Source organism: Rhodanobacter sp. sgz306013 (assembly GCF_057031145.1).
On sequence record NZ_JBXCIJ010000002.1, the window covers coordinates 389993 to 404687 of the forward strand.

The window sequence follows — 14695 nt, forward strand, 5'->3', positions numbered from 1 at the left end:
CGCGGCCCTGCGTGGCCGGAGTCGTGATGTCGAAGCTCCTCCACCGAACCTTGCCGATAGGCCTGCTGCTCGGCCTGCTGGCCGCGCTGCTGCCTGCGGCCTTCGCGCAGACGCAGGACGACAACATCCTGCCGGTGACCGAGGCCTACAAGCTCAGCGCGGACGCGAACACGCCCGGCACGCTCAAGCTGCACTGGACGATCGCGCCGGACTACTACCTTTACCGCGGCCGCATGAAGTTCACCGCCGGCCCTGGCGTGACCCTGGGCAAGGCGCAGTTGCCAGCCGGCGAAAAACACGTCGACCCTTACCTGGGCCCGGTGGAGACCTACCACCACGGCATCGACGCCAGCCTGCCCTATACCGCGGCGCCGGGGACCACGCGCCTGCGGGTGGACGTGCAGTACCAGGGCTGCCACGAGGTGGAGCCGAAGATCTGCTACCCGCCGCATACCGAGCACCTCGACCTGCCGCTGCCGGCCGCCGCGGGCGCAGCCGCCTCGCCGCCATCCGCCACCGGCGACACATTCAGCCATGCGTTGCGACAGCTTGGCGGCCCGGGCGGCACGTTGGCGGGCACGCCATCGTCGCCGCTGCCGCCGGAACAGGCCTTCCAGTTCACCGCGGTGGCGCAGGATCCGCAGCACCTGCTGCTGCGCTGGACAATGCCCAGGGACTACTACGTCTACCGCGACCACATCGCGCTTAAGCTCAAGGATGCCGGCGACCTCCGGCTCGACACACCGGCATGGCCGACTGGCGGCGTGGTGCACCAGGACCCGCAACTCGGTGCGATCACCGTGTACTTCGGCGATCTCGAACTGCCGGTGGCGATCGAGGGCGATACCGCGGGCCGCCGGCAGGTGACCCTGGAGGCGAGCTTCCTCGGCTGCCAGGACGGCGGCGTGTGCTACCCGCTGATGACGCGCGACGTGACGGTGGACCTGCGAGGCGGCGCGGTGGCGAACGGCGTAACGGTGCCGGGCGCGCCGGCGGCGCCGGGCGCACCCTCAGCCCGCGTGTCATCGACCGGTACTGCGGCCGCGCCTGCCGGCCCGCTGCAGACCAGCCTGTTCGCCGCATTGCTGCTGGCGCTGGGCGGCGGCCTTGTCCTCAACCTGATGCCCTGCGTGCTGCCGGTGCTGTCGATCAAGGCCGTGAGCCTGCTGGAAAGCGGCGAGAATCCCGTGCGACGGTGCCGCCATGCGCTGGCCTACACCGCCGGCGTGCTGGCGAGTTTTGCGGCGCTGGGTCTGGCCATCCTCGCGCTGCGCGCCAGCGGCCATGCGCTGGGCTGGGGTACGCAACTGCAGCAGCCGCTGCTGGTGGCGGTGCTGGCCTGCGTGATCTTTGCGCTGGGCCTGTCCATGTCGGGCGTGGTGCAGTTCGGCGCCTCGCTCGGCAATGCCGGCAGTGCGCTGGCGAACCGCGGTGGCGCAGCCGGGGATTTCTTCACCGGCGTCCTCGCCGTGGTGGTGGCCAGCCCCTGCACGGCGCCATTCATGGGCGGCGCGCTGGCGTATGCATTCGCCGCGCCGGCGCTCAACGCCCTGCTGGTGTTCCTCGTGCTGGGCGCGGGCCTGGCGCTGCCCTTCCTCGCCATTGCCTACATCCCCGCGCTGGCGCGCTGGCTGCCGAAGCCGGGCCGCTGGATGGAGACGCTGAAGCAGGTGCTGGCCTTTCCGATGTACCTCACCGCGGCGTGGCTGGCCTGGGTACTGGCCAACCAGCGCGGCGCCGACGCCGTGGGCCTGCTGCTGGTGGCGATGGTGCTGCTGGCGCTGGCACTGTGGTGGTTCGAACGCAGCCGCGGGCGCGGCCGACTGCACCATGCGCTGACCGCGCTGCTGGCGCTCACCGTACTGGCGCCGCTGTACCTGCTGGCGCAGGTGCCGGCTGCAACGAATGCCGCAACGGCACGGAAAGGCGTCGTGCCGTACAGCGCCGAACGTCTGGCCGAACTGCGCGCCGCCGATACGCCGGTGTTCGTGGACATGACTGCCGACTGGTGCATCACCTGCAAGGCCAACGAGCACGCAGTCCTGGATGGCGCCACCTTCCGCGCGGCGCTGGAGCGCAGCGGCGCGGTCTACATGAAGGGCGACTGGACCAACGAGGATCCGGCGATCACCGCCTTCCTGCAGCAATACCACTCGCCCGGGGTGCCCTTGTACGTAGTGTTCCCGAAGGGCGGCGGCGAAGGACGGCAGCTGCCGACCGTGCTGACCACCGCGCTGGTGGAACGGGCGCTGGACGACGCCGCGCGGTGAGCAAGTCACGCACTCTCTGCATTTTCTCCCGCCCCCTGCTGCCGGAGCGGAACGGAAGCGGCGGCCGCAGCCAATGTTGAGCCGAGACAGCGTGGTGATTCTGGGGATCGCCGTGCTGGCGGCGGCACTGGGCAGCTGGTTGCAGCACGAAAGCCGGCTGGCGCGCGTGCCGGCGGGAGTGGCGGTGGCGCAGGTGGGCAAGTCCGCGCCGACACTGGAACTACCGGATCTGCAGGGGCAGATACACCGATTGGCCGACTATCGCGGCCGCCGCGTGCTGCTGAATTTCTGGGCCAGCTGGTGCGGGCCCTGCCTGGACGAGCTGCCCGCGCTGGACAAGGCACAGACCAAGTTCGGCGATCAGGGCACGATCGTGCTCGCAATCGCGATGGACGAGCCTGCGCGTGTTCGCGCCTTTCTTGGCGGCCATCCTGTGCGTTTCCCGATCTTGCTGGGCCGGATGACACCACCTAGCACCTCGCTGCTCTGGGGCGATAGCGGTGAGATATTGCCTTACAGCGTGCTGATCGGCGCTGATGGGCGCGTGATTGCCACTCATCGCGGCCCGCTGAACGCCGCCACACTCGACCGCTGGTTTTGAGGAGTGCGGCCAAGGATGGCCGCCCGTTTGATCTTCGCGATCGGGATGATCGCAAGCAGTGATGCATACGTCGGCGCACGGAGAGTGATGCACTTCTCCTTGGAACATCGCCGATCTACGCCGAACTGGACAACATCCCCAACTGCGCGCACACTGCGCCCGTTCCGGGCCTTCCGGACGCCGTCGAAGGCATGATGTGGCGAAGATCCTGGTCCTGCACGGGCCCAACCTCAACCTGCTGGGCGCCCGCGAGCCGGCGATCTACGGGCACGACACACTGGCCGACGTCAACGGCCGGCTGGCCGCGCAGGCGCAGGCGGCCGGGCACGAACTGACCTGGTTCCAGTCCAACGCCGAGCACGAGCTGATCGGCCGCGTGCATCAGGCCCGCGACGAACAGGTGGCGACGATCCTGTGCAACGCCGGCGCGTTCACCCACACCAGCATCGCGCTGCGCGATGCGTTTGCCGCGGTCGCGATCCCGCTGATCGAAGTGCATCTGTCCAACGTCCATGCCCGCGAACCGTTCCGCCACCACTCTTACCTGTCGGACATCGCGGTGGGCGTGATCTGCGGCTTCGGCGCCGACAGCTACCGGCTGGCACTGGATGCGGCGATCACCCGGCTGGCGGCACGCTGAAAATCCTTTCCTTTTCCGTCGCCCCTCGGCGACGCCACGAACTGAAGGCCATCCCATGGATCTGCGCAAGATCAAGAAACTGATCGACCTGCTCGAGGAATCCAACCTCGCCGAACTGGAAATCAAGGAAGGCGAGGAAGTGGTACGCCTGTCGCGCGTTCCCAAGGGCGGCGTGGCCGTGGCCGCACCAACACCGGCCGCCATGGCCCCTGCCCCGGCGACGGCTGCCGCGGCTCCCGCGCCCGCAGCCGCCCCCGCGGCTCCTGACGCCGACGCGCTGCCCGCAGGCCATGTGGTCAAGGCGCCGATGGTCGGCACCTTCTACGCCTCGGCCACGCCGGGCGCGGCCGCCTTCGTCAAGGTGGGCCAGCAGGTGAAGGCCGGCGAGACGCTGGGCATCATCGAGGCGATGAAGATGTTCAACCAGATCGAGGCCGACGTCTCCGGCACCGTCCAGGCGATCCTGGTCGAGAACAGCCAGCCGGTCGAATTCGACCAGCCGATGTTCGTGATCGCCTGAGGCCGCCCGGATGCTCGAGAAGGTCCTCATAGCCAACCGGGGCGAAATCGCGCTGCGCGTGCTGCGCGCCTGCCACAGCCTTGGCATCAAGACGGTGGCGGTGCACTCCACCGCCGACCGCAACCTCAAGCACGTCGGCCTCGCCGACGAGGCGATCTGCATCGGCCCGGCGCCATCGGCGGAAAGCTACCTCAACATTCCGCGCATCATCGCCGCGGCGGAAATTTCCGACGCGCAGGCGATCCATCCGGGTTACGGCTTCCTCTCCGAACGCGCGGACTTCGCCGAGCAGGTGGAGCAGTCTGGCTTCGTCTTCATTGGCCCCACCGCGGACGTGATCCGCCTGATGGGCGACAAGGTGGAAGCGATCCGCGCGATGAAGGCCGCCGGCGTGCCCTGCGTGCCCGGTTCCGGTGGGCCGCTCGGCGACGACATCGAGGCGAACCTGCGCATTGCGCGCGAGATCGGCTACCCGGTGATCATCAAGGCCGCGGGCGGCGGCGGCGGCCGCGGCATGCGCGTGGTGCGCACCGAGGCGCACCTCGGCAACTCCATCGTGATGACCAAGCAGGAGGCCAAGGCGGCCTTCGGCAACGATCAGGTCTACATGGAGAAGTTCCTGGAGAACCCGCGGCATGTGGAGATCCAGGTGCTGGCCGACGGCCAGGGCAACGCCATCCACCTGGGTGAGCGCGACTGCTCGATGCAGCGCCGCCACCAGAAGGTGGTGGAGGAAGCGCCCGCGCCCGGCATTACGCCGGAGCTGCGCGCCGAGATCGGCAAGGTCTGCGTGGACGCCTGCATCCGCATCGGCTATCGCGGCGCCGGCACCTTCGAGTTCCTGTTCGAGAACGGCCGCTTCTACTTCATCGAGATGAACACCCGCATCCAGGTCGAGCACCCGGTGACCGAGTTCATCACCGGCGTGGACCTGGTGCGCGAACAGCTGCTGATCGCCGGCGGCGAGAAGCTGTCGATCCGGCAGGAAGACGTGAAGATCAACGGCCACGCCATCGAATGCCGAATCAACGCCGAGGATCCGGACAGCTTCCTGCCCTGTCCCGGCACGGTGAAGCGCTTCGAGGCGCCCGGCGGCCCCGGCGTGCGCGTGGACACGCACCTGTATGACGGCTACCGCATCCCGCCGAACTACGACTCGATGATCGGCAAGCTGATCGTGTACGGCCCCGACCGCGCCACCGCCATCGCACGCATGCGCCTCGCGCTAGCCGAGACCGTGATCGAAGGCGTGAAGTGCAACATCCCGCTGCAGCAGCGCATCATGGCCGACGTGGGCTTCCAGCACGGCGGCCAGAACATTCACTACCTCGAGAAGCGGATGGCGGAGCAGAAGGAAAAAGCTGCGACCGGACACTGATTGGATGGCGCCGGACTGGATCGAGTCATTCGCCGGTCCGCGCTTCCGCGTGCGGGATGCAGTCGTGACTGCATCCCGTCGCGGCATGTGGAACCCGCTGTTTTTGTTTGCCATGGCCATGTTGGCGTTCGTGCTTCGGTTCTCGGAACCACTTTCCAACCGACTTTTTGCAGGCACCGCTGTAATCGCAATCTCGCTCGCGGCCGGCTTGCCGCTGGCTTGCGTGAGCATCGTGGCCGACCGCCGCTACCCATTTCGCGACGTGCTGAAAGCCACCATGGTTTCGGGATTGTGGGCGGCGCTATCCATGGCAAGCGCCTTTGTCCTGCGCTCCAGATATTGGAAGCACGCAACATTTCGGCATGCACTGGACTTGACCACTGACCTGAGCACCCTGGGCATCATGGGAGGAATGTGGGCCGGCATCTGCTTTTTCGGTGCCATCCTTTTCAGAGCCTGCAACAAACCACGCCGCTTCTGAGTCAATCCGCCATGCCCTTCCTCGAACTCTCCCTCACCGCCCGTCTCGAACAGCAGCCTCGCGTGGAGGAAGCGCTGGAGGATCTCGGCGCACTGTCGGTCACCCTGCGCGACGCCGACGCTGAGACGCCGGACGAGCAGGCAATCTTCGAGCCGGGTGTGGGCGAGCTGCCGTTGTGGCCCACCATCACCCTGAACGCGCTGTTCGACGAGCACACCGACCGGCGCGGCCTGGCCGCCGCGCTGGGCGAACTGCTGCCGTGGCTGGAGCCCGACCAGCTGGACTTCCGCAGGGTGGAGGACCAGGACTGGGAACGCGCGTGGATGGACCAGTACCAGCCGATGGCGTTTGGCCGGCGGCTGTGGATCTACCCGTGGAACATCGAGCCGCCAGCGGACGGTGACCAGGTGGTGGTGCGCCTAGACCCCGGCCTCGCCTTCGGCAGCGGCACCCATCCCACCACGGCGCTGTGCCTGGAATGGCTGGACGGGCTCGAACTCGCGGGCAAGGCGGTGATCGACTACGGCTGCGGCTCGGGCATCCTCGCCATCGCCGCACTCAGGCTGGGCGCGGCGAGCGCCGTCGGCGTGGACAACGATCCGCAGGCGCTGACCGCCTCGCGCGACAACGCGGAGCGCAACGGCGTGGCCGAGCGCCTCGCGCTGTTCCTGCCCGGGGATTACGCAGGCGAACCGGCCGATATCTTCGTGGCGAACATCCTCGCCGGCCCGCTGGGCGAGCTGGCGCCCGTTTTCGCCGCGGCGGCGAAACCCGGCGCGCCGTTCGCGATCTCCGGCATCCTCGAAGGCCAGCAGGACGAGCTGCTGGCGCGCTACGCGGAATGGTTCGACGCGCTGCGCGTGGATACGCACGAAGGCTGGGTCCGCATCAGTGGCCGACGTCGCGGCTAAGAGCCTGTTCACTACCTCCGCGTAGCCCGCACGGAGGTGGTGAACAGGCTCTCGTGCGACCGCCTGCTAAGCTGGCGGCTCGCCCACTGCCGCGGCCCGCATGTACACGCAATGCCCCGAATGCCTGTCCGTGTTCTCGCTAGGCGCGCAGGCGCTGGTGCAGGCGCACGGCTATGTGATGTGCGGACATTGCGGCGCCGGCTTCGACAGCCTCGCCACGCTCAGCGAACAGTTGCCGCCGGAGCCGTTCCAGGAGCTGCCGGTGAACGACCAGGCACTGGTTCCGCCGCGCATCGAGCTGGTGGTTTACCGGCCGCAGCCGCCGGCGCCTGAACCGGCAGTGGTCGTGGCGGAGCCGACGACGCCGGCCGCGGCCGCCGAGGATTTCTCGCAACTGGTGTTCACACCCCGTTTCGCGAAAAACGCGCGCCGGCACAAGCCGGCGCGGGCGGAACGCCAGCGCCGTCCGCGCCGCGATGCCGCGATGCCGCGACGCTGGCCCTGGGTGCTGGTCTGCAGCACGCTCACGCTGGCGCTCGGGCTGCAACTGGCGTGGATCGGCCGCGATGGCCTGATCCGCGACCCGCTGGTCGGCGGCTGGTTGCGCGACGCCTGCAAGGCATTCGACTGCCGCCTGCCGCTGGTCGCCGCACCACGGCAACTTCGCCTGCTCGCCAGCAATGTCGAGAGCCACCCCAATGCCGCGCATGCGCTGATGATCAGCCTCAGCCTGCGCAACGAGGCCACGTTTTCACAGCCCTGGCCTGTGGTGGTGGTTACCTTGTCGGACGCGCAGGGCCATCGGCTGACCATGCGCCGCCTGCTGCCCACCGACTACCTGGACGACCCCACCGTGCTGGACCACGGCCTCGCCCCCGGTGCAACTACGGCCCTGCTGCTGGAAGTCCAGGACCCCGGCGACCAGGCGGTCGCCTACGAGTTCGGCTTCGAATAAGGGCGCTGCCGCCCCCTCAGTCGCGCCGCGGCGCGCGTGGCGGGAAATGCAAGTGCCCGATCACGCCGGCCTCGCCTGCGCAGCACTTAAAATTCGCGGCCCGCGCGGGTAGACTCCGTCTTTCCGCGCATCGTCACCGGCATGCGCGGAAAGACCGCCGACGCGGTTGCGGAAGACAATCACAAGCAGCGGCCCAAGCAGCCGCGCAAGACACACAGAGGGAAATGTCAGTGAACGCCGTGAGATTGCCAGCCACCGAGGCCACCCGTCCGGTCGCCTCGCAGAGTGCGCTGGGCGAATGCGTCAGTCGGACCGTGCGCCGCTACCTCGCCGACCTCGGCGACGCGGACTGCGGCGAGGGCCTGCACGCGCTGGTGATCCGCGAGGTGGAAGGTCCTCTGCTGCGCGAGGTGCTGGCGTTCCATGACGGCAACCAGAGCCGCGCCGCGGTGGCGCTCGGCATCAACCGCGCCACGCTGCGCAAGAAGCTGGCCGCGCACGGCCTGCTGTAGTCCCGTTTGGCCGTCCAAACGACGGCTGCCGCACCGACTCGGCTATAATCGGCAGCTTTCCCGCCTGGAAGCCGCCATGTCCGCCCCCGCCGTCGTCCCCGTCCGCCGCGCCCTGCTCAGCGTCTCCGACAAGACCGGACTGCTCGAACTGGGGCGCCGCCTCGCCGCCAAGGGCGTGGAGCTGCTCTCCACCGGCGGCAGCGCCAGGGCACTGCGCGAAGCGGGTATCGCAGTGAAGGATGTCAGCGAGCTCACCGGCTTCCCCGAGATCATGGACGGCCGCGTGAAGACCCTGCACCCCAGGGTGCACGGCGGCCTGCTCGGCCGGCGGGGCACCGATGACGCGGTGATGGCCGAGCTGGGCATCCAGCCCATCGACCTGCTGGTGCTGAACCTCTATCCGTTCGAAGCCACCGTGGCCAAGCCGGACTGCACGCTGGAGCAGGCGATCGAAAACATCGACATCGGTGGTCCCGCGATGCTGCGTTCGGCGGCGAAGAACTGGAACGATGTGGGCGTGCTCACCTCGCCGGAACAGTACGAGGGCGCGCTGGCCGAGATCGAGCAGCACGGCGGCCTCAGCCGCGCCACCCGCTTCGCTCTCGCGGTGGCGGCGTTCAACAACGTGTCGAACTACGACGGTGCGATCAGCGACTACCTCAGCGGCCTCAAGCTCGACGAGGCGCACACGGCCATCGCCGGCCACGAGGCCTTCCCGGGCCAGGCGAACGGCCGCTTCGTGAAACTGATGGACCTGCGCTACGGCGAGAACCCCCACCAGCAGGCTGCGTTCTACCGCGACCTGTACCCGGCGCCGGGTACGCTGGCCACCTTCCGGCAGGTGCAGGGCAAGGAACTCTCGTTCAACAATATCGCCGACGCTGACGCCGCGTGGGAGTGCGTGCGCAGCTTCGTCAAGCCTGCCTGTGTGATCGTGAAGCACGCCAACCCCTGCGGCGTGGCGGTGAGCCTGGACGGCATCGGCAAGGCCTATGACCTGGCCTACCAGACCGACCCGACCTCGGCCTTCGGCGGCATCATCGCGTTCAACCGCGAGGTGGACGGGGCGACGGCGCAGGCGATCGTGGCGCGCCAGTTCGTCGAAGTGGTGCTGGCCCCGGGCTACGCCGACGAGGCGCTGAGGGCGTTCGCGAAGAAGGGCAATGTACGCGTGCTGGTGATCCCGGTGCCTCCGGGTACCGATCTGGTCGCCGCGCATCCCGGCAACAACGTCAAGCGCGTGGGCTCGGGCCTGCTGATCCAGACCGCCGACACCGGCATGGTCGAGGCCGCCGACCTGAAGGTCGTGACGAAGGTGGCGCCCTCGCCGCAGCAGGTCGATGACCTGATCTTCGCCTGGAAGGTGGCCAAGTTCGTCAAGTCCAACGCGATCGTCTACGCGAAGGACCGCCAGACCATCGGCATCGGCGCCGGCCAGATGAGCCGCGTGTACAGCGCGAAGATCGCAGGCATCAAGGCCGGCGACGAGAAGCTCGAAGTGCGCGGTTCGGTGATGGCGTCGGACGCCTTCTTCCCGTTCCGCGACGGCATCGACGCCGCCGCCGTCGCGGGCATCAGCGCCGTGATCCAGCCGGGCGGCTCGATGCGCGACGCCGAGGTGATTGCCGCCGCCGACGAGCACGGCATGGCGATGGTATTCACGGGAATGAGGCATTTCCGCCATTGATCGCGGGGGAGCGCACCCCGTGCGCGAATGCTTTTCCGCTACGTGACGAACAGCGCTCGCGCACCAAGTACGCTCCTGCGGCATGACCGCGGTTGCGACGGAAGCCACCTCAATCCGCCGGCGCCGTCTCCCTTTCGTCCACCATCGTCGCCGCACCGCGCCGCGCATACCGCCGCGCCAGCACTGCGCACACCATCAGCTGGATCTGGTGGAACAACATCAATGGCAGCAAGATCATGCCCAACGGATGGCCGGCAAACAGTACCTTCGCCATCGGCACGCCGCTGGCGAGGCTCTTCTTGGAGCCGCAGAACACGATGGTGATCTCGTCCTCCTTGCCGAACCCCAGCGCCCGCGCACCGTGGCAGGTAGCCAGCAGGGCAAGCGCCAGCAACGCCGCGCAGACCAGCACCAGGCCGCCCAGCACCGGCAGCGGCACCTGCTTCCACAGCCCCTCCAGCACCGAGGTGCTAAACGCGGTGTAGACCACCAGCAGGATCGAACCCTGGTCGGCCACGCCCACCAGCGGGCGATGGCGTTGCACCCAGCCGCCGATCCAGCGCTGCGCCACCTGTCCCGCCACGAACGGCAGCAACAACAGGGTGACGATCTCGCCCAACGCATGCCATGACATGCCGCCGCCCGCGCGCGACTCCAGCAGCGCGCCCACCCACAGCGGCGTGATGAAGATGCCGAGCAGGCTGGAGGCCGACGCCGAGCACACCGCGGCGGAGACGTTGCCGCGTGCGATCGAGGTGAACGCGATCGACGACTGCACGGTGGACGGCAACGTGCACAGGAAGAGCACGCCGAGGTAGAGGTCCGGCGTTACCAGGGGCGCCAGCAGCGGACGCAACGCCCAACCCATCAGCGGAAACAGCACGAAGGTGCTGGCCAGCACGACCAGATGCAGCCGCCAGTGCGTGGCGCCCGCCAGCACCGCCTGCCGCGACAGCTTGGCGCCGTGCAGGAAGAACAGCAGCATGATCGCGCCGTCGGTGAGCCAACCGAACGTCGTGGCCCATGCGCCGCGGCAAGGCAGCGCGCTGGACAGCAGCACGGTCAGCAGCAGCGCGCAGGTGAAGCGATCGGGCAGCAAGCGGCGGAACATGGGCAGTGCCGGCGACTGGAAACGCTATTGCAGCGATGCCGCCGCGGCAAATCAATCCCGCGGGCTGGGAGCCTGCGCCGTCAACGCCGCCCGCCGGCGCGACAACCGCGGCTCAGCGGCCGTTGTCGTTGCCGCTGCCGGACGTGGCCGGCTTGCTGCCGCCCCACTCCAGGATCTTGTACATCACCGGCCGCACCGGCGGTGCGCCGTCGGTGGCGCGCATCACGCCATTGCTGTCCACCATGTAGGTGTACGACAACCCGTTCTTCTGCGTGACCACCACCATGTAGACGCGACCGCCGCGGCGGTACTCCTGGTAGACCGCATCGCCCTCGGTGTGCACCGTGACATCCGGCGGCGGCTCGCCCTTGGCGTCGTCGCCCTTCGCCTTGTCACCCGGCAGGGGGATCGGCTTGCCCGGCACCGGTGTGGCGGTGACCTCGGCCGGGGTGCTGCCGCCGCTGCTGGCCGCGGCCGGCCTGGCGGGCGGCGCTACCGCCTGCACGCCCGGGTCGTTCATGCCCGGCGGCGGGGGCGCCGGCGCGAACTTCGGCGCCTGCTGGCCGGAGGACTGCGCACAGACCGGCAGCGCGACGAAGGCAGTGAGGGCGAGCAGGCTGGCAGCGTATTTCATGGCGGCGACCTCGATGGGGAGCCGAAGCATAGCAGCGTGCCCGCAGCCCGCCCGTGAACCGGCTTTCCTGCGCCTCGCGTGCAAGAATGCGCCCATGCCCAAGCTCATCCTGATCGACGGTTCGTCCTACCTGTACCGCGCCTTCCACGCGCTGCCGCCGCTGAGCAACGCGCAAGGCGAACCTACCGGCGCGCTGTTCGGCGTGGTCAACATGCTGCGCGCCACGCTGAAGGCGAAGCCCGACTACCTGGCCTTCGTCAGCGACGCCTCCGGGCCCACCTTCCGCGACGAGCTGTACGAGCACTACAAGGCGAACCGGCCGCCGATGCCGGACGACTTGCGCGCGCAGATCGAACCGATGCTGGCGATCGTGGGCGCACTGGGCTTTCCGATCCTGCGCATCAGCGGCGTCGAGGCCGACGACGTGATCGGCACGCTCGCCGTGCAGGCGCAGCGCGCCGGCATCAAGGTGGAGATCTCCACCGGCGACAAGGACATGGCCCAGCTGGTCGGTCCCGGCGTCACCCTGGTCAATACCATGACCAGCACCACGATGGACCGCGATGGCGTGATCGAGAAATTTGGCGTGCCGCCCGAGCGCATCGTCGACTACCTCGCCCTGGTCGGCGACACGGTGGACAACGTGCCCGGCGTGCCCAAGTGCGGGCCCAAGACCGCCGCGAAATGGCTGGCCGAATACGGTTCGCTGGATGGCGTGATCGCCAACGCCGACGCGGTGGGCGGCAAGATCGGCGAGAGCCTGCGCGCCGTGCTGCCGCGACTGCCGCTGTCACGCGAACTGGTGACGATCAAGACCGACGTGGCGCTGGAACAGGGCCCCGCCGACCTCGCGCTGCGCGAGCCGGACACGGCGACGCTGCGCCAGCTGTACACCCGCTACGAGTTCAAGGCGGCACTGAAGGAACTCGATGCCAGCGTGGATGCTTCGCTCCCCTCTCCCGCCGGGAGAGGGGCCCGGGGTGAGGGTACGACGGCGCCTCGCGCTACAGCCGAACCCTCGCCCCAACCCCTCTCCCCGGGGGAGAGGGGCCTTGATCTCGCCGCGCCCGGCGAATACGAACTCGTCACCACGCAGGCGCAGCTCGACGGCTGGCTGGACAAGCTGCGCGACGCAACGCTGATCGCCTTCGACACCGAGACCACGGCGCTCGACCCGATGCTGGCCGAGATCGTGGGCTTGTCGCTGGCGGTAGAACCGGGCAAGGCCTGCTATGTACCGCTGGCCCATGACTATCCTGGAGTGCCCGCGCAGCTCGCCCGCGACGCGGTGCTCGCCGCGTTGAAGCCCGTTTTCGAGGACGCGGACCGGCCCAAGCTGGGCCAGCATGCGAAGTACGACATCAACATCCTGTCGCACTACGGCATCGCGGTGGCCGGCGTGCGCCATGACACCATGCTGGAATCCTACGTGTGGAACGCCACCGCCACGCGCCACGACATGGATTCGCTGGCGAAGAAATACCTCGGCTACGACACCGTGAAGTACGAGGAAGTGGCCGGCAAGGGCGCGAAGCAGATTTCGTTCTCGCAGGTGGACCTGGACACCGCCTGCCGCTACGCCGCCGAGGACGCCGACATCACCCTGCGCCTGCACCGCGCGCTGTGGCGCATGCTCGAAAGCGTGCCGTCCTTGCGCAAGGTGTACGAAGAGATCGAGATTCCACTCATTCCCGTGCTGGCCGGCATGGAGCAGCGCGGCGTGCTGATCGACGTGGACGAATTGCGCAAGCAGAGCCAGCAGCTGGGCAAGCGCATGCTGGAACTGCAGCAGCAGGCCTACAGGGAAGCCGGACGCGAATTCAACCTCGACTCGCCGAAACAACTGCAGGCGATCCTCTTCGACGAGCTGGGCCTGCCCGCCAAGCTGAAGACCCCCACCGGCCAGCCCTCCACCAACGAGGAAGCGCTGGAAGCGATCGCCGATGCGCACGCGCTGCCGAGACTGGTCCTCGACTACCGCGGTCTCGCCAAGCTGCGCTCCACGTATACCGATAAATTGGCAAGTACCGTGAACCCGCGCACCGGCCGCGTGCACACCAGCTATCACCAGGGTGCGGTGGCCACCGGGCGCATCTCCTCCACCGACCCGAACCTGCAGAACATCCCGGTGCGGACCGAGGAAGGCCGGCGTATCCGCCAGGCTTTCATCGCGCCGCCGGGCTGGCGGGTGATGGCGGCGGACTATTCGCAGATCGAGCTGCGCATCATGGCCCACCTCTCCGGCGACGAGGGCCTGCTGAAGGCCTTCCACGAGGGCGGCGACGTGCACCGCGCCACCGCCGCCGAAGTGTTCGGCCTCAAGCCGGAGGAAGTCAGCGGCAACCAGCGCCGCGCCGCCAAGGCGATCAACTTCGGCCTGATGTACGGCATGAGCGCATTCGGCCTCGCCCGCCAGCTCGGCATCGACCGCGGCGAAGCCGGTGACTACATGGCGCGCTACTTCGCCCGCTACCCCGGCGTGCATGCCTTCATGGAGGCCACCCGGGAGCAGGCGCACCGCGACGGCTACGTGGAAACGATCTTCGGCCGTCGCCTTTACCTGGAAAACCTGCAGTCGCGCAATCAGGCGCATCGCGCCGGCGCCGAGCGCGCCGCGGTGAACGCGCCGATGCAGGGCAGCGCCGCCGACATCATCAAGCGCGCGATGATTGCCGTGGCCGCCTGGCTGAAGGACCGCGACGATGCCCACATGCTGATGCAGGTGCATGACGAACTGGTGTTCGAGGTACGTGCCGACGCGGTTGACGAGGTGCGCGAGGCCGTACGCGAGCGCATGCAGGGCGCCGCGGAACTCGCCGTGCCGCTGCTGGTCGAGGTGGGCGTGGGCGCGAACTGGGACGAGGCGCATTGAACCCGTCCCGGTTGTTGGGTTTCCGTGAAATGAATCGAACCTGACTTTTTTTCGCGTCGGCGGTAGAACTTTTCCGGATTTGCGCGTTCTCAATCATCGGATGCACGCAACGGCATCCACGGC

The 14695-nt window shown here is 68.3% G+C and carries 13 protein-coding genes; 11 read left to right on the forward strand and 2 right to left on the reverse strand.

What is annotated here, in order from left to right; translation table 11 throughout:
* Positions 1-26: 26 nt before the first annotated feature.
* The 10 genes from AC2EWF_RS06770 (at position 27) to purH (ending at position 9955) form a co-directional block, all read left to right on the forward strand.
* Positions 27-2270, forward strand: coding sequence for a protein-disulfide reductase DsbD family protein (locus AC2EWF_RS06770; protein ID WP_483638602.1), 2244 nt, complete (start codon positions 27-29; stop codon positions 2268-2270).
* Positions 2271-2361: 91 nt separating this feature from the next.
* Positions 2362-2871: a TlpA family protein disulfide reductase gene (locus AC2EWF_RS06775; RefSeq protein ID WP_483638603.1), complete on the forward strand. Its 510-nt coding sequence runs from the start codon at positions 2362-2364 to the stop codon at positions 2869-2871.
* A gap of 196 nt (positions 2872-3067) precedes the next feature.
* On the forward strand, positions 3068-3511 hold the full coding sequence (gene aroQ, locus AC2EWF_RS06780; RefSeq protein WP_483638604.1) for a type II 3-dehydroquinate dehydratase: 444 nt from the start codon (positions 3068-3070) through the stop codon (positions 3509-3511).
* A 55-nt stretch (positions 3512-3566) separates the two neighbouring features.
* Positions 3567-4031 carry an acetyl-CoA carboxylase biotin carboxyl carrier protein gene (gene accB, locus AC2EWF_RS06785; protein ID WP_483638605.1) on the forward strand — a complete coding sequence of 155 codons (465 nt, stop codon included), beginning with the start codon at positions 3567-3569 and terminating at the stop codon, positions 4029-4031.
* A gap of 10 nt (positions 4032-4041) precedes the next feature.
* Positions 4042-5409, forward strand: a complete 1368-nt coding sequence (gene accC / locus AC2EWF_RS06790; protein ID WP_483638606.1) for an acetyl-CoA carboxylase biotin carboxylase subunit — start codon at positions 4042-4044, stop codon at positions 5407-5409.
* A 4-nt stretch (positions 5410-5413) separates the two neighbouring features.
* The gene (locus tag AC2EWF_RS06795; RefSeq protein ID WP_483638607.1) at positions 5414-5890 is read left to right on the forward strand and encodes a hypothetical protein; all 477 of its coding nucleotides are present in this window, start codon (positions 5414-5416) and stop codon (positions 5888-5890) included.
* A gap of 11 nt (positions 5891-5901) precedes the next feature.
* Entirely contained in the window at positions 5902-6801 is a 900-nt protein-coding gene (gene prmA / locus AC2EWF_RS06800) for a 50S ribosomal protein L11 methyltransferase (protein ID WP_483638608.1), read from the forward strand.
* Between the two features lie 100 nt (positions 6802-6901).
* Positions 6902-7756 carry a zinc-ribbon and DUF3426 domain-containing protein gene (locus AC2EWF_RS06805; protein WP_483638609.1) on the forward strand — a complete coding sequence of 285 codons (855 nt, stop codon included), beginning with the start codon at positions 6902-6904 and terminating at the stop codon, positions 7754-7756.
* A 224-nt stretch (positions 7757-7980) separates the two neighbouring features.
* On the forward strand, positions 7981-8268 hold the full coding sequence (locus AC2EWF_RS06810; RefSeq protein ID WP_483638610.1) for a helix-turn-helix domain-containing protein: 288 nt from the start codon (positions 7981-7983) through the stop codon (positions 8266-8268).
* Between the two features lie 76 nt (positions 8269-8344).
* Positions 8345-9955: a bifunctional phosphoribosylaminoimidazolecarboxamide formyltransferase/IMP cyclohydrolase gene (gene purH / locus AC2EWF_RS06815; protein WP_483638611.1), complete on the forward strand. Its 1611-nt coding sequence runs from the start codon at positions 8345-8347 to the stop codon at positions 9953-9955.
* Between the two features lie 109 nt (positions 9956-10064).
* Here purH and AC2EWF_RS06820 read toward each other — a convergent pair whose 3' ends face one another.
* Together AC2EWF_RS06820 and AC2EWF_RS06825 are read right to left on the reverse strand one after the other, a co-directional pair.
* On the reverse strand, positions 10065-11066 hold the full coding sequence (locus AC2EWF_RS06820) for a bile acid:sodium symporter family protein (protein WP_483638612.1): 1002 nt from the start codon (positions 11064-11066) through the stop codon (positions 10065-10067).
* A gap of 112 nt (positions 11067-11178) precedes the next feature.
* Entirely contained in the window at positions 11179-11700 is a 522-nt protein-coding gene (locus tag AC2EWF_RS06825; RefSeq protein ID WP_483638613.1) for a DUF2782 domain-containing protein, read from the reverse strand.
* Between the two features lie 94 nt (positions 11701-11794).
* Between AC2EWF_RS06825 and polA the strand changes: the two genes are divergently transcribed.
* A complete protein-coding gene (polA, locus tag AC2EWF_RS06830) occupies positions 11795-14572 on the forward strand; it encodes a DNA polymerase I (protein WP_483638614.1) in 2778 nt (925 codons plus the stop codon).
* Positions 14573-14695 lie beyond the last annotated feature (123 nt).